At 61.0% G+C, this 20,875-nt stretch carries 18 protein-coding genes, 1 tRNA gene and 1 other RNA gene; 14 read left to right on the forward strand and 6 right to left on the reverse strand.

Going from position 1 to position 20,875, the window contains the following annotated elements; genetic code table 11:
* Positions 1 to 24: 24 nt before the first annotated feature.
* The 4 genes from MUY21_RS12710 to ssrA form a co-directional block, all read right to left on the reverse strand.
* Positions 25 to 543 (reverse strand): ClpXP protease specificity-enhancing factor SspB, encoded by a 519-nt coding sequence (locus MUY21_RS12710; protein ID WP_248410712.1) that lies wholly within the window; start codon positions 541 to 543, stop codon positions 25 to 27.
* Between the two features lie 66 nt (positions 544 to 609).
* Positions 610 to 1,878 (reverse strand): chromate efflux transporter, encoded by a 1,269-nt coding sequence (chrA, locus tag MUY21_RS12715; protein WP_248410713.1) that lies wholly within the window; start codon positions 1,876 to 1,878, stop codon positions 610 to 612.
* Positions 1,879 to 2,176: 298 nt separating this feature from the next.
* On the reverse strand, positions 2,177 to 2,602 hold the full coding sequence (locus MUY21_RS12720; protein ID WP_248410714.1) for a nuclear transport factor 2 family protein: 426 nt from the start codon (positions 2,600 to 2,602) through the stop codon (positions 2,177 to 2,179).
* A 148-nt stretch (positions 2,603 to 2,750) separates the two neighbouring features.
* Positions 2,751 to 3,102, reverse strand: a transfer-messenger RNA (tmRNA) gene (ssrA, locus tag MUY21_RS12725).
* Positions 3,103 to 3,160: 58 nt separating this feature from the next.
* Here ssrA and MUY21_RS12730 point away from each other — a divergent pair.
* Entirely contained in the window at positions 3,161 to 3,982 is an 822-nt protein-coding gene (locus tag MUY21_RS12730) for a hypothetical protein (protein ID WP_248410715.1), read from the forward strand.
* Here MUY21_RS12730 and MUY21_RS12735 read toward each other — a convergent pair.
* A complete protein-coding gene (locus MUY21_RS12735; protein ID WP_248410716.1) occupies positions 3,973 to 4,704 on the reverse strand; it encodes an FCD domain-containing protein in 732 nt (243 codons plus the stop codon). The genes MUY21_RS12730 and MUY21_RS12735 overlap by 10 nt on opposite strands.
* A 115-nt stretch (positions 4,705 to 4,819) precedes the next feature.
* On the opposite strand from MUY21_RS12735, the gene MUY21_RS12740 reads away from it, so the two are divergent.
* The 13 genes from MUY21_RS12740 (at position 4,820) to MUY21_RS12800 (ending at position 20,614) form a co-directional block, all read left to right on the forward strand.
* Entirely contained in the window at positions 4,820 to 5,572 is a 753-nt protein-coding gene (locus MUY21_RS12740) for a DUF2182 domain-containing protein (protein ID WP_248410717.1), read from the forward strand.
* 1 nt (position 5,573) lies between these two features.
* A complete protein-coding gene (locus MUY21_RS12745) occupies positions 5,574 to 6,209 on the forward strand; it encodes a DUF1326 domain-containing protein (protein ID WP_248410718.1) in 636 nt (211 codons plus the stop codon).
* 22 nt (positions 6,210 to 6,231) lie between these two features.
* Entirely contained in the window at positions 6,232 to 7,224 is a 993-nt protein-coding gene (gene acuI, locus MUY21_RS12750; protein ID WP_248410719.1) for an MDR family oxidoreductase, read from the forward strand.
* A gap of 169 nt (positions 7,225 to 7,393) precedes the next feature.
* Positions 7,394 to 7,843 (forward strand): DsrE family protein, encoded by a 450-nt coding sequence (locus tag MUY21_RS12755; protein WP_248410720.1) that lies wholly within the window; start codon positions 7,394 to 7,396, stop codon positions 7,841 to 7,843.
* A gap of 196 nt (positions 7,844 to 8,039) precedes the next feature.
* On the forward strand, positions 8,040 to 9,266 hold the full coding sequence (locus MUY21_RS12760; protein ID WP_248410721.1) for an aminotransferase class V-fold PLP-dependent enzyme: 1,227 nt from the start codon (positions 8,040 to 8,042) through the stop codon (positions 9,264 to 9,266).
* A 183-nt stretch (positions 9,267 to 9,449) separates the two neighbouring features.
* On the forward strand, positions 9,450 to 10,655 hold the full coding sequence (locus MUY21_RS12765) for a cyclopropane-fatty-acyl-phospholipid synthase family protein (protein WP_248410722.1): 1,206 nt from the start codon (positions 9,450 to 9,452) through the stop codon (positions 10,653 to 10,655).
* A 140-nt stretch (positions 10,656 to 10,795) separates the two neighbouring features.
* Positions 10,796 to 11,236, forward strand: a complete 441-nt coding sequence (locus MUY21_RS12770; RefSeq protein ID WP_248410723.1) for a TrgA family protein — start codon at positions 10,796 to 10,798, stop codon at positions 11,234 to 11,236.
* Positions 11,237 to 11,249: 13 nt separating this feature from the next.
* Positions 11,250 to 12,371, forward strand: coding sequence for an NUDIX domain-containing protein (locus tag MUY21_RS12775; RefSeq protein ID WP_248410749.1), 1,122 nt, complete (start codon positions 11,250 to 11,252; stop codon positions 12,369 to 12,371).
* A 71-nt stretch (positions 12,372 to 12,442) separates the two neighbouring features.
* Complete coding sequence (locus MUY21_RS12780) at positions 12,443 to 13,480, forward strand: cysteine synthase A (RefSeq protein WP_248410724.1); 1,038 nt, start codon at positions 12,443 to 12,445, stop codon at positions 13,478 to 13,480.
* Positions 13,477 to 15,966, forward strand: a complete 2,490-nt coding sequence (locus tag MUY21_RS12785; RefSeq protein ID WP_248410725.1) for a DUF3772 domain-containing protein — start codon at positions 13,477 to 13,479, stop codon at positions 15,964 to 15,966. The genes MUY21_RS12780 and MUY21_RS12785 overlap by 4 nt, the downstream gene beginning before the upstream one ends.
* Entirely contained in the window at positions 15,959 to 16,675 is a 717-nt protein-coding gene (locus MUY21_RS12790; RefSeq protein ID WP_248410726.1) for an alanyl-tRNA editing protein, read from the forward strand. The genes MUY21_RS12785 and MUY21_RS12790 overlap by 8 nt, the downstream gene beginning before the upstream one ends.
* 123 nt (positions 16,676 to 16,798) lie before the next feature.
* Positions 16,799 to 16,888 (forward strand) — tRNA-Ser (locus tag MUY21_RS12795).
* 369 nt (positions 16,889 to 17,257) lie between these two features.
* A complete protein-coding gene (locus MUY21_RS12800) occupies positions 17,258 to 20,614 on the forward strand; it encodes a type ISP restriction/modification enzyme (RefSeq protein ID WP_248410727.1) in 3,357 nt (1,118 codons plus the stop codon).
* An 81-nt stretch (positions 20,615 to 20,695) separates the two neighbouring features.
* Here the strand turns inward: MUY21_RS12800 and MUY21_RS12805 are convergent.
* Positions 20,696 to 20,875: hypothetical protein (locus MUY21_RS12805; protein ID WP_248410728.1), on the reverse strand; the 180-nt coding region annotated here is incomplete at its 5' end.

Here is a 20,875-nt window from a genome sequence, read left to right on the forward strand (position 1 = left end):
GACAGGGGCAGGCGGGGCGGTCTGCTATTTGCGAAAGCTGTCCAGCCGAACGATCTCGGCCTCTTTGTGGGATGGGTCCTGGGCGTCAGCGTCCGTGTCGGGCGCATCGCGTTCCGGGTCGGTGACAGGCGCGGCCTCTTCCGCGATCGCGTCTTGATCCCCGGCAAGATGCAGGTCGGGGTGGTGGTCGTCCTGCATTTCGAACCGCAATCCGAATTCGACGGATGGATCAACGAAGGTGTTGATCGCATCGAACGGAATGAACAGTGTCTCGGGCGTGTCGCCAAAATTCAGCGTGACGGAAAACCCGTCCTCACTGACGGCCAGGTTTTCGAACCAGTGCTGCAAAACGATCGTCATGTCGTCGGGAAACCGATCATGCATCCAATTCGCAATCTCGACCCCGTCATGGCGGGTGTCGAAATTGATGAAGAAATGATGTTCACCGGGCAGGCCGGACGCCGCGACATCCCCCAAAACCTTGCGGATCAGGTCGCGCATGGCGTCATGCATCAGGTTTCCATAGTCGATGGTGTCGGACATGAGCGGTCTTTCTTCTGTCTGGGTCCAGAATACGGGATTCGGTGGCGATGAAAAGGCGCAAGATGATCACGCGGCCAGCACGAACAACCCCGCGCCAAGGGTGGCCATGATCGCCAGTGTCAGCGGCAGCGAGACGCGCAGGCCAAGCAACAGCAGAGCGGCGATACCCGCCAGGCCCAGGGCGGTCGCATTCAGGCTGCCCGGCTCTGGCATGGTGGGGGCGAACACATTGTTCGCGCGCGTCACCTGATCGAAAAGGACATGCAGGGCAAACCACAACGACAAGTTGGCGATGACCCCGACGACCGCAGCGGTGATGCCATCCAACGCCGCAGTCAGGCGGGGCCGGGTGGTCAGCCAATCCAGATGGGGGGCCGCGACGAAGATCCACAGGAAGCAGGGGATGAAGGTGACCCAAAGTGTCATCGCCGCCGCCAACAGCGCAAGGACCGGGCCGGACAGGCCATGACCGGCCATATAGCCCACGAACTCCGTCACTAGAATCAGCGGGCCGGGCGTGGTTTCGGCCAGCCCAAGCCCGTCCATCATCTGCGCGGGGCTCAGCCAGCCATGGGTGGTCACGGTCTCTTGCGCCATATAGGCCAGCACCGCGTAGGCACCGCCAAAGCTGACCACGGCGAGTTTCGAGAAGAACAGCCCGATAGCGGTCAGGCTGTCCGCGCCAAATCCGTGTGCCAGCAAAAGGGGGGCAAACCACAACGCCAGCCAGAGGGCTGCATGGTTCAGAGTGCGACCCAACGTTGTCGACTGTGCCAGTCCCGGCGCGAGGGGCGGTTGACCCGTAGATCCGCCCGCGAAACCCATCCCGATCGCGCCGGCAACCAGGATCACCAACGGAAACGGCGCGTCGAAGGCATAGAGCGCGATGAACGACGCCATCGCAATGGTCCCGTGTGTCCAGTGGCGCAGGGTTTTGCGGGCCAGTCTGAGCAGAGCTTGCAAGACCACGATCACCACCGTGGCCTTGACGCCCAGAAACAGGGCTTCGGCCAAGGGCAGTTGCCCCCAACGGGCATATGCCGCCGCCAAGACCAGCATGACCAACGCGCCCGGCAAGACGAACAGCAGCCCCGCGATCAACCCGCCCGGCACTCCGCGCAGCCGCCACCCGGCATAGGTGCACAACTGCATGGCCTCCGGGCCGGGCAGCAACATGCAGAAGGACAGGGCGTTCAGGAACTGCCGCTCGGTCAGCCACGGGCGGTCTTGCACAAGTTCGCGGTGCATCACCGCGATTTGCGCTGCCGGACCACCGAAGGACATCAATCCGATACGTGCAAAGATGCGGGTGAGTTCGGGCAGGCCGGGCGACATATACGGTTCGGGCGGAGGAGACACGGGTGGTGGAGGCGAGGGTGGAGGAGGGGACAAGGGCGGGCAAGGCGGCATGACCGGATAGGGCCCTGATCCGCACCCATTGGCAAGGAAAAACGGCCCGGCGCCATGCGCGACCAGAGGGGAACACCAAAGCAACGCAGCCCTGCATACCCAAGGCCTTGAAGGTGACCACCCGGCCAACATCCAAGCCCGGCGGCACCACCCGCGCAATTACCTGCCCAAGATACGGGCGCACAGGCCCGTCACCCTTCGCTGGGATAGGTTAGGCGCAGCGTCAGGCCGCGATCCCTTCGCCTGACAGGCACAGGGCCAGGCTGTCCGGCGGCAGATATCCCAACTGTTCGAAAAAGGTCAGAAAGTCGATTTGGTTATAGGCTTCGACAATCTTGCCATCCGACATACGCGCCATGATCTGGCCGGTGGTCTGCACAGGCTTCTGGTCCGCCAGCGTCACTGCAAGGACGGTGAAAGTCGCCCAGACCCAGTCGCCCAGTTCAACCTCGCGGTCAAAGCGGACTTCGTTGATTTCGACTTGTGCCAGAACGGCGGCACCCAGGGCATGAAAATCCTCGGGCCCGACACCAAAATCCATCACCCCCTGCGCTTCGAAGTCGGGGGCAAAGAAACGCCCGATTGCATCCAGATCCTGCTGTACCCAGACACGGTCATACCATTTTTTCAGAAGCTCCAGATGGGCCACGTGCTGTTCCTTCCAAGTTCATGTGTTTCGGTTCTTAGACCTCCGAATCTAGGCCAAAAGCATTAAGGAGGTGTAACCGGCAATCCGGGCAACCCGGTCAGGCTGGACATGGGGCAGGTTTGGTGCATGTCTGGGGTATCTGGGGGAAAGTGCAGGCTTCTGTTGCCAGGTGCCTGCGAACCCCGCCTTACGCTGCTAGGCCTAAGGACTTAGGTTTCGGCGACCCGAACTGCTTACGCAGCCAGAGCCATTGCCGGAGCTTTGTTGTCGTTTGCAACTAGCTTAAGTGAACCGATAACGGTGGTATCTCACCGAGACAAAGCAAACCCCTTTAGACGTCCGTCGATCCTGTTTCGCCCCCATGATCCCCAAACGAAGGATGATTGGTGGAGGCGCCGGGTACCGCCCCCGGGTCCGATCCGCTTATTACGAGCGCGTTTATGTCCATAGTCCCGAAGGACAGCTCATATGTAAGGGCTTGGGGCGCGGTTGAAAAGGGGTTGTATGCGCCCAGACCGCCCCCCATCTTGTCTGAAACCAAAGACAGGCAAGATTTTCATGGGTTTTTCAAATACGCTGATGGTCGCGGCCCTGCGCCGACTATCCACAAACTGGCGTCAGGCTCTGCGTCTGGCCGTCCTGCCACTCCTGATCTCGCTGATGGCGGAGTATCTGTTCTGGAGCGACATCGGAGCGGGGGGTGAAGGCCACACTGGCCTTGGTGGTACGTTCTTTTTTGCCATTGCGGGCGTGGTGGTGTTCATCGCGGTGTTTTCGCTGATGGCCATTGGCTGGCATCGCCTGGTGATCCTACATGAGGATCCGAGTTTTGCAGGTCTTTCGTCGGGCTCTGGGCGGTTGGTCAAATATGCTCTCGACTGGATCCTGCTTGGCCTGCTTGTCACTGTGATAAATATGGTTCTGCTGCTGCCTCTTATTCTGTGGAATGCGCAAGACACCATGCCGGTCGCGGATGCGCTCCGGCTGAGCGAAAGCCTGGTGATGATTGTTTCTCCCTATGTCATCGCCGGGGTGGTGGTGCTGCGGTTGGGACTGGGACTGGTCGCAACTGCTGTGGATGCACCACGGCTTACTTTCGCGAGCTCTTGGACGGTGTCTCGCCGCCATTCCAAAGATGTGCTGCTGTCGGCCATTCTGCTGGGTGCTGTTGCGCTGATCCTGTTCTTGCCGACCGAAGCCATGTTGTCGTCACGCGGGGCCGCTATCGCATATGGCGTCAATATGGTCCTTTTCGAAGGGGTGACGAGTATGCTGAACGCCCTTGGAACCGTGGTGCTGACCCTGATCGAGGTTGCGATGCTGACCGAGCTTTACGGGCGGATCACCGGTGGCAAAACGGGGCGGGGCGATCAAGCCTGAACAGAGGTCTGCGTGGCGCGTGACCGTCCAAGCTCTGCCGTATACTCCGCAAGCTCGGACAAGATGAGATCCGCCCGCGACCCATCCGCCCCCTCAATCGCATCCGCCAGCCGTGTATGCAGCGCCACGATCCGGTCCCGATCCCGCTGCGTGTAGGTGATCATGTTCATCAGGGGCTGCATGGCTTCAACGGCGCCCGCCAGTTGATAGGACAGCACCGGGTTGCCTGCCCCATCCACCAGTGCCCGGTGAAAGGCCACATCCGAGGCACAGAACGCCTCGTCCGTCAGGCCGGGCTGCGACTGGCGGTGGATCTCGGCGCGCATCGTGGCGAGGTGGTCGGGGGTGCGACGTCGGGCGGACAGGGGCGCGCAGGCCCGTTCCAGCGCATAGCGCGCCTCGCAGGCGGTTTCGAAATCGACGCTGTTCATCGACAAAAGCAGGGTCGAGGTGGTGATCTGCTGGCCATATGCCTCTTCAAACGACATTCGGTTCACGAAGGCCCCGCCAGACGCCCCGCGCTGGGTGCGAATGAGGTTCTGCGCGGCCAACCGCTTTAACGCTTCGCGCACGGTCGAACGCCCGACGCTGAATTTGTCGCACAGCTCGGCCTCGGACGGCAGGCGTTGATCGACAATCAAATCACCCTCGATGATAGCGTCACGAATGGCCTCGGCTATCTGCTTTGACAGGTCCTGATTGTCGTCCAGATCGGTTTTCACGCGGCGTCACTCCTTAATTGTCTGACAATTGCTTGCCCTGTGGCCAATTGTCAGACATTATCATTCCGACTCGCAAGATGGGGGAACCATGTCCGTTTCGTCAAGGATAAGAGCCATGCAGGCGCCGCATTGGCTGGCGCTGTTCGGGCTGATCCTTGTGGGCTGGGGGCTGCTCTATGCGATGGCCCTGCCACCCGACGCGTTGGAGCTGTCGCGCATCTATGGCGCCGACTTCTGGCGGTCACTTTGCATTGTGGCGCCGGATCAGGCCGGGTTTGCTGGTCTTTTTGCGATGTGGGCGGTGATGTCTGCCGCGATGATGGCCCCGACGGCCTTGCCCAGCTTCGCGACCTATGACGATCTGATCGCCTCAGGCGCAGGAACACGGCAGGGATTTGTGCAATTGGTCACAGGCTATCTGGCGGTCTGGCTGGGTTTTGCCGCCATTGCGGCGGTCGGGCAGTTGCTGCTGTTTCGCGCCGGGCTTCTGTCGCCACTTGGTCAAAGTATCTCGCCTTGGCTGACCGGCGCGCTGCTGATCGGGGCCGGGGCGTATCAGTTTACCGCCCTGAAGGACACCTGCCTGTCCAAATGCCGCCAGCCGATGACGTTCTTCATGCAGTATTGGCGTGCGACCCGTTGGAATGCCGCCGCGCTGGGCGTGCGCCTGGGGGCACTTTGTCTGGGCTGCTGCTGGGCGCTGATGCTGTTGGGCTTTGTGGGCGGTGTGATGAACCTGGCCTTCATGGGGCTGGCCACCCTGATCATGATTTTTGAAAAACTGCCCGATCTGGGCCGCCATCTGACCCGCCCCCTGGGCTGGGCGCTGATCGCGGGCGGGATCTGGGCCTTGTTCCCGGGAGGTTGAGATGGACGGAACGCAAGTTGGACAAGTGGAATGGACCATCAAGGGAGAGTTGATCCTGAACTGCAACTGCACGGTCTTCTGCCCCTGTGTGGTCAGCCTTGGCAAGCACCCGCCCACGGAAGGTCACTGCCAGACATGGGGCGGGGTGCGGATCGACAGTGGGCAATATGGAGACATCGACCTGTCTGGCCTGAACCTTGGCCTGATGATCGAGATCCCCGGTAATATGGGGCGCGGGAACTGGAAAGTGGCGCTGTTCGTCGATGAGCGCGCCAGTGATGACGCCTATGAGGCGTTGGTGACGATCTTTTCCGGGGCCGCCAAGGGCACCACGGGCCTGTTCCAGATGCTGGTGGGCGAGTTTCTGGGCGCCGAGCGCCAGCCCGTCACCTATGAGACCGAAGGCAAAACCCGCCACATCACCGTGGGGCGCAAGATTGCCGGGGTGGTGCATCCGGTGGACGGGGCCAACCCGGACGAGGATATCGTGATCCGGAACACGCAATACTGGATGGGGCCGGACATCACCGTCGCCACCGCCACCAAGGGCAAGCTGCGCGCGCATGGACGGGTGTGGGATTTCGACGGGCGATCCGCCGAGATTTGCCAGATCGACTGGAAAGGCCCGGGGCGCTGAACTCTGCTAAAGGAGAGAGATTATGTTCAAAGCACTGATGATGGAGCAGGACGAGGCGGGGCTGGCCCAAGCCTCTCTCAAAGAGATATCCGAGGATCAGTTGCCGGATGGCAATGTGACCGTCGCGGTCGAATATTCCACCGTGAACTACAAAGACGGATTGTGCCTGTCGCCCAAGGGCGGGGGGCTGGTGCGTAATTATCCCCATGTGCCGGGGATCGACTATGCAGGCACCGTGGAAACGTCCGACGATGACCGATACAAGCCCGGCGACAAGGTGGTTCTGACCGGCTGGCGCGTGGGCGAAGTGACCTGGGGCGGCTATGCCCAGAAGGCGCGCATTAACGCGGACAAGCTGGTGCCGCTGCCGGATGGTTTGACCACCCGGCAGGCGATGGCGGTCGGCACGGCGGGGTTCACCGCGATGCTCGCGGTGATGGCGCTGGAAGATCATGGGATGAAACCGGGGCAGGGGCCGGTGCTTGTCACCGGCGCGGCCGGGGGCGTGGGGTCGGTCGCCACCGCGATCCTTGCCAATCTTGGCTATGACGTGGCCGCCGTCACCGGGCGACCCGACCAGGCGGCGTATCTGAAGGGGCTCGGGGCGTCGTCCATCGTGCCGCGTGAAGAGCTGAACGAGACCACCAAGCGCCCGCTTGAGGCCGAGACCTGGGCGGGCTGTGTGGATGCCGTGGGCGGCGACATGCTGGCCCGCGTGCTGGGGCAGATGAAATATGGCGCCAGTGTCGCCGCTGTGGGGCTTGCAGGGGGGGCAGCCTTGCCCGCGACGGTCATTCCCTTCCTGCTGCGCGGGGTGAACCTTTTGGGGATCGACAGTGTCATGCAGCCCTATGACAACCGTCTGCGAGCGTGGCAGCGGATTGCCAGGGACCTGCCGATGGACAAACTTGAGGCCATGATAAGCCCCGCGACCTTGGAAGACCTTCCCGCTCTGGGTGCTGATATCCTGAAAGGGCAGGTCAAGGGGCGTGTTGTTGTGGACGTGAACGGCTGACCGTCCACGCCCCGGTATGAGGCGGTTCGTCGCGGCGCGAATTGACGCATTCCTTGTCTTGAATATATCGCGTAGCCCTTGCGGCGGGGCATGTCGCCCCGCCCGCTGACGCGTGGATGGCAATTCCTCTGCCGCGTGTGGGCTCACCCGTTATTCAAGGACAGATTACATGACCAAGTTTTCGCTCAAGACGACCCTGACCGCCGCCGCAATCGGGCTGGCCGCGCTGGCCGGCACCGCCCATGCGGATGACGACGATACCCTTGTTACCATCCTGACCGCGCCCGAAGCACAGACCCAGATGATGGCGATGGTGCTGACGATGAAATCCGCCGAACAAGGTGCTGCGCCGCATGTGATGTTGTGCGGACCCGCCGCCGATCTGGCGTTGAAAGACGCCCCCGAAAGCGCGACCGCCCCGCAAAAGCCGCTGGGCGTTGGACCGCAGCAGTTGATGCAGAAGATCATGGGGATGCCGGGCGCAAAGGTCGAGGTCTGCGCGATCTATCTGCCCAACAAAGGGGCTGAAAAAGACGTGCTGCTGGACGGCGTGACCGTTGCCGCGCCAGATGCGATGGCAGCCGCGATGCTGGACGCCGACACGCTGATGAGCCTTTAGGATATCGTCACACGGACATTGGGGCAGGGCATCACCTTGCCCCTCTGCGCCCAAGCGCCCCGGTGTCGTGCGAAGTCGCGACGCTTGACCCGTTCTCATATGGCAGATAGCCAGAAAGCGTCCGGGGCGACAGCGCGCCTGCACGCGCGCCCTGTTCCGTCAGGAACCCCACCAGAACAGAAGCGAAGGAGCCGCCATGAGCGAGTTGGACATCACATGGGTGCGCGCCCAGTTTCCGGCTTTCTCGGAGCCGACGCTGCAAGGGCAGGCGTTTTTTGAGAATGCTGGTGGGTCGTATGCCTGCAAACCGGTGATCGACCGGCTGACCCGGTATTACCATCAGCGCAAAGTGCAGCCCTACGGCCCCTATGATGCCTCGCGTCTGGCAGGGGACGAGATGGACGAGGCCCGGACAGGTCTGGCCGCGATGATGGGGGTCGAAACGGATGAGCTGAGCTTTGGCCCGTCGACCACGCAAAACACCTATGTGCTGGCGCAGGCGTTTCGCCGGTATCTGCCCGAAGGTGCGGCCATTGTCGTGACCAATCAGGATCATGAGGCGAACTCCGGTCCGTGGCGACGGCTTGCAGAGGACGGGTTCGAGGTACGAGAGTGGCAGATTGACCCCGACACGGGCCATCTGGACCCGGCGGCGCTGGACACGTTTCTGGGCGACGGAAAGGTCAAACTTGTCTGCTTCCCCCATTGCTCGAACGTGGTGGGCGAGGTCAATGACGTCACCGCCATCTGCGCCAAGGCGCGTGCAGCGGGGGCGTTCACCTGTGTCGATGGCGTCAGCTACGCCCCGCATGGGTTTGTGAATGTCGACGCGTTGGGCGCTGATATCTATCTGTTTTCCGCCTACAAGACCTATGGGCCGCATCAGGGGATCATGGTGATCCGCCGCGCGCTGGGCGCGGCTCTGCCCAATCAGGGGCATTTCTTCAACGGGGACGTGCTCTACAAGCGGTTCACCCCTGCCGGACCCGATCACGCGCAGATCGCGGCGTCTGCCGGGATGGCGGATTATTTCGATGCAATGGCGGCACATCACGGCATCACCGGCGATGTGTCGGCGCGGGCGGCCGGGGTGCACGACCTGATGCGCACGCATGAGGGGCGGCTGTTGCAGCCCTTGCTTGATTACCTGACCTCGAAAAACTCGGTGCGCTTGCTGGGGCCGACGCGGGCAGAAGGCCGCGCCCCGACGGTCGCGATCGCCACGCAAAGCCCGGCGGCAGGGTTGGCCGAACGCCTGGCGCCGCTGGGGATCTTGGCCGGGGGCGGCGACTTCTATGCCGTGCGGGCGCTGACGGCGTTGGGCATCGACCCGGCGCTGGGGGTGCTGAGGGTCAGCTTCACCCATTACACGTCTGAAAGCGAAGTGGCGAAATTGATGGATGCTCTCGATCATGTTCTTTGATCGTAATTAATATCAAGGGCTTGAACGGAAAGATTGATGTAATCGGCGGGCGCCCTTCATCCCCCGACACCGGTTTTTGCACTCGCAGCAGGCGTTGTTGCGACTGCAAAGCGACCATCTTGTCAGCCACGCCCCCTCCGTCCTAGCCTTGGGCAGGACGGATCGCGAACATTGGGGGGTGATATGATCCTGACCAGCACGGCGGGGCAAACGCATTTGCCACGCTATTTCAGCAATGTGTTCGAGATCGCATGCCGGATGAATCGCGGGCGGTTGGATTTCGTGATGCCGGACGGGCGCCGGTTTCGTGCCGAAGGGGCGCATCCGGGCTTTGTTGCCGAACTGTGTGTGCATGACCCGGATGTGTTCGCCCGCCTGATCCGCGAAGGCGATCTGGGCTTTTGCGATGCTTATATCGACGGTGGCTGGTCGACACCAGACTTGCAGGCGTTTCTGGACCTTTTACAGGACGACAATGACGTTCTGTATGACGGGTTTCCCGGCCAGATTTTCCTGCGCGCCTATGAACGTATGCGCCACCTGATGAAGTCCAACACCAAAAGCCGGGCGAAGAAGAACATCAGCTATCACTATGATCTGGGCAATGATTTCTATGCGCTTTGGCTGGATGACACGATGACCTATTCCTCTGCCTTGTTCCGCAGCGGGCAGGACAGTCTGGAGAAGGCACAGGAGCAGAAATACGCCTCGATGATTGATCAGATGGGGGTGGGGCCGGGCGATCATGTGCTGGAAATCGGCTGTGGCTGGGGCGGCTTTGCCGAACATGCGGCAAGGAAAGGTATCCGCGTTACGGGCCTGACCATCAGCCAGGAACAACATGACTTCGCGGTCGAGCGTATCCGCAAGGCGGGTCTGTCCGATCTGGTGACGATCAAGATGCAGGACTATCGTGACGAAAAAGGTCAGTATGACGGCATCGCGTCGATCGAGATGTTCGAGGCGGTGGGCGAGAAATACTGGCCGATCTATTTCGGCACCGTGCGCAAATGCCTGCGTCCCGGCGCGCAGGCCGTGTTACAGATCATCACGATCACCGAAAAACGGTTTGACGTCTATCGAAAGGGCGTTGATTTCATTCAGAAATACATATTTCCGGGCGGGATGCTGCCGTCCAAGACCGTGCTGCGCGCCGAGGTCGAGAAAGCCGGGCTTGCGTTTCGCAACCAGATCGCGTTCGGGGAAAGCTATTCGGCAACGCTCAGGCGGTGGCACGAGGTGTTCAACGCGAAATGGGGGCAGGTCGCGGCCCTTGGGTTTGATGACCGCTTCAAACGGATGTGGAACTTCTATCTGACCTCCTGCGCGGCGGCCTTTCATTCCGGCAATTGTGACGTGGTGCAGGTCACGCTGAAAAACCCCGAGTGACCCGGGGGTCACGGGCACTGGAGGACTGACAGGCGTCGTTCGCGTGTCACTGCGTATACGTTGCCGATAAATTTGCCTTAAAATGGCCATAACAACCTGTGAAAACATCGGCTGAACGGCCGATACTGCAGGAGGTCTTGATGCCCACAGCCGCGAAACTGGTTGCTGCCCTGATCCTGTCCGCGACAGGGTGGTTCTGTGCCGAACTGATCAAACCCCTGATGGAAGAAGGCCGCGATTTGTCGAAACTGTCGCCGATTTTTGCATTGGTGGGGTTGTTTGTCGGGTGGAAATTTCTTGGTCCGCGGGCGGATCAGCGTTTGGGCAGCGTGGGGGCCAACGCCTTCACCACCGCTTTGGTTCAGGCCGGCCTTACGTTCTTTATCTTTGCCTTTGCCATCATGATCCAGCAAAGTCTGCGCAAGGCCTATGACGGGCCGATCGAGGCATTGCAGGATATTTTCATGATCAGCGTGGATTTTTATCAGAAATACGCGACGGGAGAGGTCATGGTCGCGGTTCTGCTTGGTGGGGGGCTGGCGTCGTGGTGCGCCTTCAACGCTGCGCGCAAATGGGGCTAACCCTGTGACGACGATGTTTTTTTATGGCACGCTGTGCCATCTGCCGCTGCTTGACCTTGTGCTGGCCGGTGAACGCTATCGCACGCGCCCCGCGACTCTGTCCGGTCACCGCATCAGCTGGGTCAAGGACCAACCCTTTCCCACCATTCAGGAAGATGCGGACGCGACCGCCCACGGTCTGCTGGTCGAAGGGCTCAGCGACACCGCCCGCGCCCGGCTTGATTTCTATGAGGGCGGGTTTGATTACGCGCTGAAAGAGGTTGCGGTGAAGCCCGATGGCACAACCGATACCGTGACCGCCGAAGTCTATTTCCCAGCGCCCGGCCTGTGGACGTCCGGTGCGCCGTGGTCTTTGGACGATTGGGTCGCGCAGTGGGGCGAGATGACGTTGGAAGCGGCGGACGAGGTCATGTCCTATTTCGGCAAGGTCTCGGCGCAGGTGGTTGCCCAGCGGTTTCCGATGATCCGCACCCGTGCGGCCAGCCGTGTGCGGGCGCGTGCCAGCACCGCACCCACCACCCTGCGCGCGGATTTCGGGGCAGGGGATATCGACGTCCACGCCAGCGCGCGCCCCTATGCCGGGTTCTTCACGATGGAGGAACAGGACCTTGCCTTCCGCCGCTACTCTGGCGAGATGAGCGAGGTGGTCAACCGCGCGGCCTTTGTCGGAGGCGATGCGGTGATCGTCCTGCCCTATGACCCTGCGCGGGATCGGGTGATGCTGGTCGAACAGTTCCGCATGGGGCCGCATATGCGCGGCGATCCGCACCCCTGGACGCTGGAACCCATCGCGGGCCGCGTTGATGCGGGGGAAACACCGGAAGACACGGCGCACCGGGAAGCGCGCGAAGAAACCGGGCTGACGCTTGATCGTCTGATCGACCTGCCGCACCACTATCCCAGCCCCGGATCGAACACCGAGTATTTCTATACCTTCGTTGCCCTGTGCGATTTGCCAGACGACGTTGCGGGGGTCGGTGGCGCCGAAGCCGAGGCCGAAGATATTCGCAGCCATGTGATCCCCTTCGATCACTTGATGGCATTGGTGGCCAGCGGCGAAGCGGCCTGCGGTCCGTTGGTCCTCTGCGCGCTTTGGCTGTCACTGAACCGTGAGGCGGTTCGCAGGCGAAGCTGACCTGCGCCCCCTTGAACCCCAATCTGCCAACCCCTACAGATTGTAGGGAAACGCGACACATGGGGCAGAGAATGGATATCAAGCAGGACCTGGAAGCGACCGTCGGCAACACGCCGTTGATTCGTCTGAAAAAAGCGTCCGAGGAAACGGGCTGCGAGATTCTGGGCAAAGCCGAGTTCATGAACCCCGGTCAGTCGGTCAAGGACCGCGCGGCGCTTTATATCATCAAGGATGCGGTTGCGCGGGGCGAATTGAAGCCGGGCGGCACGATTGTCGAAGGCACGGCAGGCAACACAGGCATCGGCCTGGCGCTGGTCGGTGCCTCGATGGGGTTCAAGACAGTGATTGTCATTCCCGAAACCCAGTCCGAGGAAAAGAAGGATATGCTCAGGCTGGCTGGTGCCGAACTGGTGCAGGTGCCCGCCGCCCCCTATCGCAACCCGAACAACTTCGTGCATTACTCGCGTCGTCTTGCGGAAAAACTGGCCGCGACTGAACCCAATGGCGTGATCTGGGCCAATCAGTTCGACAATACCGCCAACCGCGACGCGCATATTGAAACGACCGGTCCCGAAATCTGGCAACAAACCGACGGCAAGGTGGACGGATTCGTCTGCGCGGTCGGATCAGGCGGCACGCTGGCGGGTGTCGGCATGGCCTTGCAGCCCAAAGGCGTCAAGATTGGCATCGCCGATCCGATGGGCGCGGGGCTTTACAGCTATTACACCACCGGTGAGATCGCGATGGAGGGCAGTTCGATCGCCGAGGGGATCGGGCAGGTGCGGATCACCAGGAACCTTGAAGGGTTCACCCCCGACATGGCCTGGCAGGTGCCCGACGAAGAGGCGCTGCCCATCGTCTTTGACCTGTTGCAGGACGAGGGGCTGTGCCTTGGCGGGTCATCCGGGATCAACGTGGCCGGCGCCATCCGCATGGCGAAAGAGATGGGGCCGGGGCATACGATTGTCACCATCCTGTGCGACTATGGCACCCGCTATCAGTCGAAACTGTTCAACCCCGATTTCCTGCGGGAAAAGGAACTGCCGGTGCCGGGTTGGCTGGATCGTGGCCCCGTGTTGCTGCCCGAGGTGTTTGAGGAGGTCGAATGACCCGCCTTCTGACGGCCGTATTGGCGGCCTTTCTGCTGATTGTCACCGCGTTTGGGGTGCTGGCTCAGGACGGGGCCGAGCCGGAGGCCGAGCGCCCCCCGGCCTATGTGGTTCGCGATGACGGATCCCCGGATTACGCAGCATGGGATCGAGTCGCGGACCGTGCCGAACAGGCCATCGAGCAAGACCGCGTCTCGGACAAGGTTCTGGATGATCTGCGGCAGGAACTGACCGACTGGCGCAACCTGTTCAGCGATGCGCAGAAGGAAAACTCGCTCCGCATCGACACGCTGAAGACGCAATTGTCGACCCTGGGACCGGAACCGGAAACCCCCGGATCGGAACCAGCGGTCCTGACCCAAAGACGCAGCGAGTTGACGACCAAGCTGAACGCCGCGCGCTTGCCGGTGCAGGAGGCGGAAGAAGCCCATTCGCGTGCGGATGTGCTGATCCGCGAGATTGATGCGCTGATGCGGTCGCGGCAGACCGATCAGATGCTGGCGCTGGGTCCAAGCCCGATCAATCCGGCGCTTTGGCCACAGGCATATAACGATCTGAAAACAACCCTTGGCCTTGCCGTCTCCGAGATACGCGAAAGCTGGGGCAGCGATGCGCAACGGCAGGACCTTCGGTCGGATCTGCCGCTGACCTTGCTGTTTCTGGTGATTGCCATCCTGCTTCTGGTGCGCAGTCGGGTCTGGATCATGCAGCTTGGCGACATGGCGCGCGCCCGGCGGCGTGGATCGGCGCGAGGTGTGATCGGCTTCATCGTCTCGATCGGTCAGGTGCTTGCGCCGATGGTCGGGATATTTGTCCTGATGGTGGCGCTGAACCTTGCGGGCGTTCTGGGCCTGCGTGGGCAGGTAATTGCGGATGTGCTGCCCTGGTTCGGGTTCAGCCTGTTCAGCAGCCTCTGGATCGGCACCCGCCTGTTTGCCACGGAAGGCGGCGGCGCACCTTTGATCGACATGCCGCGCGCCGCGCTGCGCACAGAGGCGCGTATCAACGTGGCACTTCTGGGGATGCTTCTGGGCTTCTGGCCCATCCTGACCAACCTCTCGGCGCAAGAAGGCTATTCCGCTGGCACGTTTTCGGTGCTGGCCTTCCCCGTCATCCTTGCCACCGGATACCTGCTGATGCGGATGGGCCGGACCCTGAACAATCACATCAAGCTGCAATCGGAAGGGGACAGCCGAACCTTCCGGGAGCGTGCGGTTCTGCTGATGGGACGCGCCTGTGCGCTGGTGGGGATCGTCACCCCGGTGCTGGCGGCCATCGGCTATACGACGCTGGCCACATCGCTGCTGTTTCCGATGGTTCTGACCATGGGCATGATTTCGGTGCTGGCATTGGTGCATGTGTTCCTGATCAGCCTCTATGGCACCGTGCGCAAGATCGACGAAACCGAGGCCGATCAGGCCCTTCTGCCGGTGCTGATGACTTCGGTGCTGGTGCTGTTGTCGCTGCCGATCCTGGCGCTGATCTGGGGGGTGCGGCCGACCGAGTTGTCAGAGCTCTGGGCCACCTTCCAGCAAGGGTTCCAACTGGGCGAGGCGCGGGTGACACCGCGCACGTTCATGGTCTTCGCACTGATATTCGGCATTGGTTATGTGGCCACGCGGGCAATGCAATCGGCCCTGCGCAGTTCGATCCTGCCGAAAACGCGGCTGGACAAGGGCGGACAAAACGCCATCGCGGTCGGCGTTGGGTATCTCGGGATTTTCCTGGCCGCGGTGATCGCCATCACCACTGCGGGCATCGACCTTAGCTCGATCGCGATCATCGCCGGTGCCCTGTCGGTCGGCATCGGGTTCGGCCTTCAGACCATCGTGTCCAACTTCGTGTCGGGCATCATCCTGCTGATCGAACGCCCGATCACGGAAGGTGACTGGATCGAGGTCGGCGGACAGATGGGCTATGTGCGCGACATTTCCGTGCGCGCGACCCGGATCGAAACCTTCGACCGGACCGACGTGATCCTGCCCAACAGTGACCTTGTGTCAGGGGTGGTGACGAACTTTACGCGCGGCAATTCGATCGGGCGGGTGATCATTCCGGTCGGTGTGGCTTATGGGTCCGACACGCGGCGCATCGAAGCAATTTTGCGCGAAATTGCCGAAAACCATCCGATGGTCACGGTGGACCCGCCCCCGTCCGTGGTGTTTCAGGGCTTTGGCGCCGACAGCCTGAATTTCGAAATCCGTGCGATCCTGAGCGATGTCAATTTCATGCTGAGCGTGAAGAGTGAGATCAACCACGAAATCGCCCACCGCTTCGTCGAAGAAGGGATCGAGATTCCGTTTGCACAACGCGACATCTGGCTGCGCAATCCCGAGACGCTGACCGGCGCCGCCCCGGCCAAACCGGCCGAGGCCAAGGACACGGAAGCCGCCCCCAGACCCGAGGCGGCAAAGCCCGCCGCATCCACCGAAATGCTGACCAGCGAAGACATGGATGATCTGTCCGGCGAGGACGGCGATGACTGAGGCCCTGTTTCGTCAGGACGCTTATCTGCGGCAGGCCCCGGCCCGTGTCGTTGCGCACGCGGCGCGCGGTGTGGTTCTGGACCGGTCGCTGTTCTATCCGAACGGCGGCGGGCAGCCGGGGGATCGCGGCAACCTGCGCTGGGAGGGCGGGGCGATGGAGGTGGTCGACACGTTGAAAGGTGACGGCGAAGACATTGCGCTTGTTCCGCAAGACGGTGCGGACCTGCCCCCTGTGGGCACGCAGGTCATGCAATCGCTCGACTGGGAACTGCGCCTGCGTCACATGCGGATGCACACGGCCTTGCATTTGCTGTCCGTGGTCATTCCCTTGCCCGTGACCGGTGGCCAGATCGGGGCCGAGAAATCGCGCCTGGATTTCGCGATGGAGACGCCCCCCGCCGACAAGCAGGTGCTGGAAGACGCGCTGAACGCGCTGATCGCCCGCGATCTTGAGGTCAGCGAGCGTTGGATCACCGAAGCCGAACTGGACGCTAATCCCGGTCTGGTGAAAACCATGTCCGTTCAACCTCCGAAAGGGGCAGGGCGGGTGCGTCTGGTGCGGATCGGCACGGCTGAGGAACAGACTGACCTGCAACCCTGCGGTGGCACCCATGTGCGCCGCACGTCCGAGATCGGGCCGGTGCGGTTCGGCAAGGTCGAAAAGAAAAGCCGTCTGAACCGGCGATTCAGCATCCACCTGGCGGACTGATCCGAGCCAAATCCGCCAACGCCTTCGCCATACAGCCCTGCCCGGGCCGTGGTACGACAATCCACGCGGAAAAACACAATGACCGCTTGAACCCGCTTGGGTTTTTGCTGTAGCAACGCCCTCGGACAGGTGGCCGAGTGGTCGAAGGCGCGCGCCTGGAAAGTGCGTAGGCGGGAAACCGTCTCGAGGGTTCGAATCCCTTCCTGTCCGCCACTTATTCTTATAAGATATTGATACTTATAGATTGTTTTGCTGAGCCTGAAGCGCATCCCCCAATATATCCCCCAACGGCAATTGTCATTTGATGTTAGGATTTTCCTCGGGCGGCTATCAAAGTTGAAGATCTAAACGGCAAGAAACCGTTTTGCTTCATCTAGGGAAGTCAATTGTGCTGGCGTTTCGAAATCTACAGGCACGGCCTGCCGTTGCGACCGTTCACTCGAAGGGTCAAGTGCCGATAAAAGGAAGGCCGAATCTCGAATTCGGCAACTAGTCAGATTTCGAGACCCGAACTAGAGATTAACCTTCCCCTAAAGGCAAACTATCAATATCACTAGAGAAAAATGATGTTATGAGGCGCGGATGGAACTGTCTGATCTTGAATTGTTCGCGAGTAAGTTGAGGGCGAAGTGCGCACTTCCCGGCGCTGCCTCGCCTGAAGATCAGTTGAAACCCGAGGTCGCCAAGCTTTTTGTTGATACTGGCGCGAAATATGGGCTGACCGTCGAGACTCGGACCGAAACGCACCTATCTGAACACAAGGTCCGCCCAGACATTGCGATCTATGTCGGCGGTCTGATTTGCGGCTATATCGAATTGAAAGCGCCTGGTCTCGGGGCCGACGCGCCAAAGCTGAAAGGCAAGCACAACAAAGAGCAATGGCAGAAACTGAAAGGGCTGCCGAATCTGATCTATACCGATGGCCGCGAATGGTCTCTTTACCGATCCGGCGAACGCCCAGACGGCCAGCCCATCGTCCGCCTACATGACGACCCAACCGAAAAGGGCACGGCAGCGGCAACCAAGGACGATGCCGAAGGGCTCGAACGCATATTCCGCGACTTTCTGGGATGGCAGCCAAATGTGCCGCATACCCCGTCCGGTCTTGCCAATTACCTCGCTCCACTGAGCCGCTTTCTGCGGTCTGAGGTCGAGAATGCACTCGGACAGAGAGGCTCCGCCGTTGGCCTACTTGCCAATGAATGGCGGCAGTTCTTCTTTCCTGATTCCGACGATGCCAAATTCGCGGACGCTTATGCCCAGACCGTGACTTACGCGATGATGTTGGCACGCCTGTCCGGCGCGAATAAGCTCGACCCGACAGATGCGGCCAAGACGCTCGACGCAAACAACGGCTTGCTGGCCCGGACCCTCGAACTGCTTGGGCAGCCCGATGCACGCAAGGAACTGGTTGTCGGTTTCGAGATGTTGCAGCGCTCGCTAGAAGCGCTAAACCCGCACGACTTCCTGAAATCGAAGCCCGATCTCTGGCTGTATTTCTATGAGGACTTCCTTGCCGCCTATGACCCGAAACTGCGCAAGGATTATGGCGTCTACTATACTCCGCGCGAAGTTGTGGAATTGCAGGTTCGGTTGGCCTCGGAGCTGCTGGAAAAGCGGTTCGGCAAGAAGCTGGGCTTTGCCGACGATGGCGTGGTGTTCCTCGACCCGGCGGTGGGCACCGGCACCTATCCCGTTGCGGCGGTGAAACACGGGCTGGAAAAGGTGCGCAAGCGGTCCGGCCCCGGCGCGGTGCCCGCCCGCGCGCGCCAAATGGCCGAGAATATGCACGGGTTCGAGGTGCTGGTTGGCCCCTACGCTGTTGCCCACCTGCGGCTGACACAGGCGCTGGAAGGCGCGATGAACGACGCCAAGGCGGCGGCGGGCGAACCCGAGGAAAAGCTGGACAAACGGCTGAACATCTACCTGGCCGACACGCTGGAAAGCCCGAATGCGGCACCACCCGGCGGACTGACGCTGACCTATCGCGCGTTGACCCAGGAACACGAGGCCGCGCGCAAGGTGAAGCAGGGCGGGGATGTTCTCGTGTGTCTGGGCAACCCGCCCTATGACAGAGAACGGCGCAACGAGGACGGGACTAAGGCGAACAAGGGCGGTTGGGTCCGGTTTGGCGACCAGATCGAAGGCGGCGCGAAACAAGAAGAACAGGGTGAACGCCCGATCTTTGAGGATTTCTTGAAGCCCGCCAGAGACGCGGGAAAGGGTTTGAACCTGCAAGTGATCTTTAACGATTATGTCTATTTCTGGCGCTGGGCGCTTTGGCGAATGTTTGAGACGCAGAAATGCGGCGGCATCATCAGCTTCATTACAGCGTCGAGCTATCTAGTCGGGCCGGGGTTTGTCGGCGTTCGGGAAATGATGCGCCGCAGCTTCGATGAACTGTGGATTCTCGACCTTGGCGGCGACAATCTCGGTGCGCGCAAGACGCCAAATGTATTCGCCATTCAGATCCCGGTTGCGATTGCGATGGGCGTTAGGGGAACCAAGCAGAACCCGGATAAACCTGCCAAGGTGCGATATGCCAAAATTGAAGCGGATAGCCGAGACGCGAAACTAGCCATTCTCGCTGGGAAGGCTGACCTGAGCAAATTCGATTGGCATGACTGCTCCGACGAATGGCAAGCCCCGTTTATGCCGCTCGGAAAAGGTGCATATTTCGATTGGCCGCGCACTATCGACCTTTTCCCCTACCACACAGCCGGAGCCGTCTTCTATCGAAGCTGGCCCATAGGCGAAACGGAATCCGTTCTTGGTGCGCGTTGGGAACGATTGCGCAACACGAAGGCGCAGGACCGAAAAGCCCTTTTTAAGGAATCGCGCGACAGAAAGATCGGCCACATCGTGACTCAACCCGATCTTTCCGGGCACGGCGAAATGCCCATCCGCGACCTGACACCAGCGACCCCGCAGCCCAATACGGTCCGCTACGGCTATCGCTCGTTTGACCGACACTTCGCGTTCTATGATTTCCGGGTGGGTGACTTTATTCGCCCATCCCTCGGTCGGCTCGATGGGGAGAAACAGACCTTCTTGGTTTGCCCCGATACCTTGATTTGCGGTCACGGCGCAATCTGCTCAGTCTCTGCGGATATTCCCGACCAACACTATTTCCGGGGCTCGTTCGGCGGCAAGGACGTGATCCCCCTCTACCGGGACGCCGCCGGAACCGAACCGAACGTGACCGCCGGTCTGCTCGATGCCCTTGGCGCGGAATACGGCACCACGCCGGATGCCGAAGACCTTGCGGCCTATGTCTATGCTCTGCTGGGCGGGCAATCCTATACCCGGCGTTTCTGGAATGAGCTTGAAACCCCCGGCCCGCGCGTCCCGCTGACCAAGGATGGCAAGACCTTTGCCGAGACCGCGAAACTAGGACGCAAGCTGATTTGGCTGCATACCTATGCCGAACGATTCCGGGACAAGGATCGCGGCGACGAGGTGCCGCAGGGCAAGGCCACGACGATCAAGGGCGTGTCCGCCGATCCGGCGCACTATCCGGTCAAATACGCCTATAACGAGGCCACACGCGAGATTGCTGTCGGTGGCGGGCGATTCGGCCCGGTATCGCCCGAGGTCTGGGAGTTCGAGGTATCGGGGCTGAAGGTCGTGCAGTCGTGGCTGGGCTACCGGATGAAGAAGCGGGCGGGCAAGAAATCCTCGCCCCTTGATGATATCCGCCCCGAACGCTGGACCGCGCGGATGAGTGATGAATTGCTGGAACTGCTCTGGGTGCTGGAAGCGACACTTGCCATGGAGCCGGAGCTTGAAATGGCGCTCGACAAGGTCGTGGCCGGTCCCTGCTTCGTTGCAGCCGATCTGCCGACGCCCACGCCCGGGGAACGTAAGGCCCCGGGCAAAGCTGTGGTGGCCGGGGACCAGTTGGATATGTTCGCCGAAGATGATGACGAGAGCGATTAGGATTTGACTGTCTTTGACGAGCAGATATTGTTGCAAAGTTCTGACATAAAGGATTGTCAGGTTCGGTGAACTAAGTCGTTTTCACGCAATCGTATTCGTTTCCCATGCCCCCCCTGACGAAACCGACAAAACCGACAGAACCCCGTTCTGGCGGGCATCGCGCCCGGTTTTGTCAGTTAAGTCAGTTCTGTCAGGGCGGGTGTTGATGCAACACGCCCGAACAGGGCTCAGCCGTTGAACACCGCCGGATTGACCAGGAAG

The organism is Aliiroseovarius sp. S2029 (genome assembly GCF_023195575.1).
Classification (GTDB): Bacteria; Pseudomonadota; Alphaproteobacteria; order Rhodobacterales; family Rhodobacteraceae; genus Aliiroseovarius; species Aliiroseovarius zhejiangensis.

What these genes read in the sequence shown, in the direction of transcription:
- MUY21_RS12710 (WP_248410712.1), bottom strand. Translation starts at nt 543, where the DNA reads ATGTCCGACACCATCGACTATGGAAACCTGATGCATGACGCCATGCGC.
- chrA (WP_248410713.1), bottom strand. Translation starts at nt 1,878, where the DNA reads ATGTCGCCCGGCCTGCCCGAACTCACCCGCATCTTTGCACGTATCGGA.
- MUY21_RS12730 (WP_248410715.1), top strand. Translation starts at nt 3,161, where the DNA reads ATGGGTTTTTCAAATACGCTGATGGTCGCGGCCCTGCGCCGACTATCC.
- MUY21_RS12740 (WP_248410717.1), top strand. Translation starts at nt 4,820, where the DNA reads ATGCAGGCGCCGCATTGGCTGGCGCTGTTCGGGCTGATCCTTGTGGGC.
- MUY21_RS12745 (WP_248410718.1), top strand. Translation starts at nt 5,574, where the DNA reads ATGGACGGAACGCAAGTTGGACAAGTGGAATGGACCATCAAGGGAGAG.
- acuI (WP_248410719.1), top strand. Translation starts at nt 6,232, where the DNA reads ATGTTCAAAGCACTGATGATGGAGCAGGACGAGGCGGGGCTGGCCCAA.
- MUY21_RS12755 (WP_248410720.1), top strand. Translation starts at nt 7,394, where the DNA reads ATGACCAAGTTTTCGCTCAAGACGACCCTGACCGCCGCCGCAATCGGG.
- MUY21_RS12760 (WP_248410721.1), top strand. Translation starts at nt 8,040, where the DNA reads ATGAGCGAGTTGGACATCACATGGGTGCGCGCCCAGTTTCCGGCTTTC.
- MUY21_RS12765 (WP_248410722.1), top strand. Translation starts at nt 9,450, where the DNA reads ATGATCCTGACCAGCACGGCGGGGCAAACGCATTTGCCACGCTATTTC.
- MUY21_RS12770 (WP_248410723.1), top strand. Translation starts at nt 10,796, where the DNA reads ATGCCCACAGCCGCGAAACTGGTTGCTGCCCTGATCCTGTCCGCGACA.
- MUY21_RS12775 (WP_248410749.1), top strand. Translation starts at nt 11,250, where the DNA reads ATGTTTTTTTATGGCACGCTGTGCCATCTGCCGCTGCTTGACCTTGTG.
- MUY21_RS12780 (WP_248410724.1), top strand. Translation starts at nt 12,443, where the DNA reads ATGGATATCAAGCAGGACCTGGAAGCGACCGTCGGCAACACGCCGTTG.
- MUY21_RS12785 (WP_248410725.1), top strand. Translation starts at nt 13,477, where the DNA reads ATGACCCGCCTTCTGACGGCCGTATTGGCGGCCTTTCTGCTGATTGTC.
- MUY21_RS12790 (WP_248410726.1), top strand. Translation starts at nt 15,959, where the DNA reads ATGACTGAGGCCCTGTTTCGTCAGGACGCTTATCTGCGGCAGGCCCCG.
- MUY21_RS12800 (WP_248410727.1), top strand. Translation starts at nt 17,258, where the DNA reads ATGGAACTGTCTGATCTTGAATTGTTCGCGAGTAAGTTGAGGGCGAAG.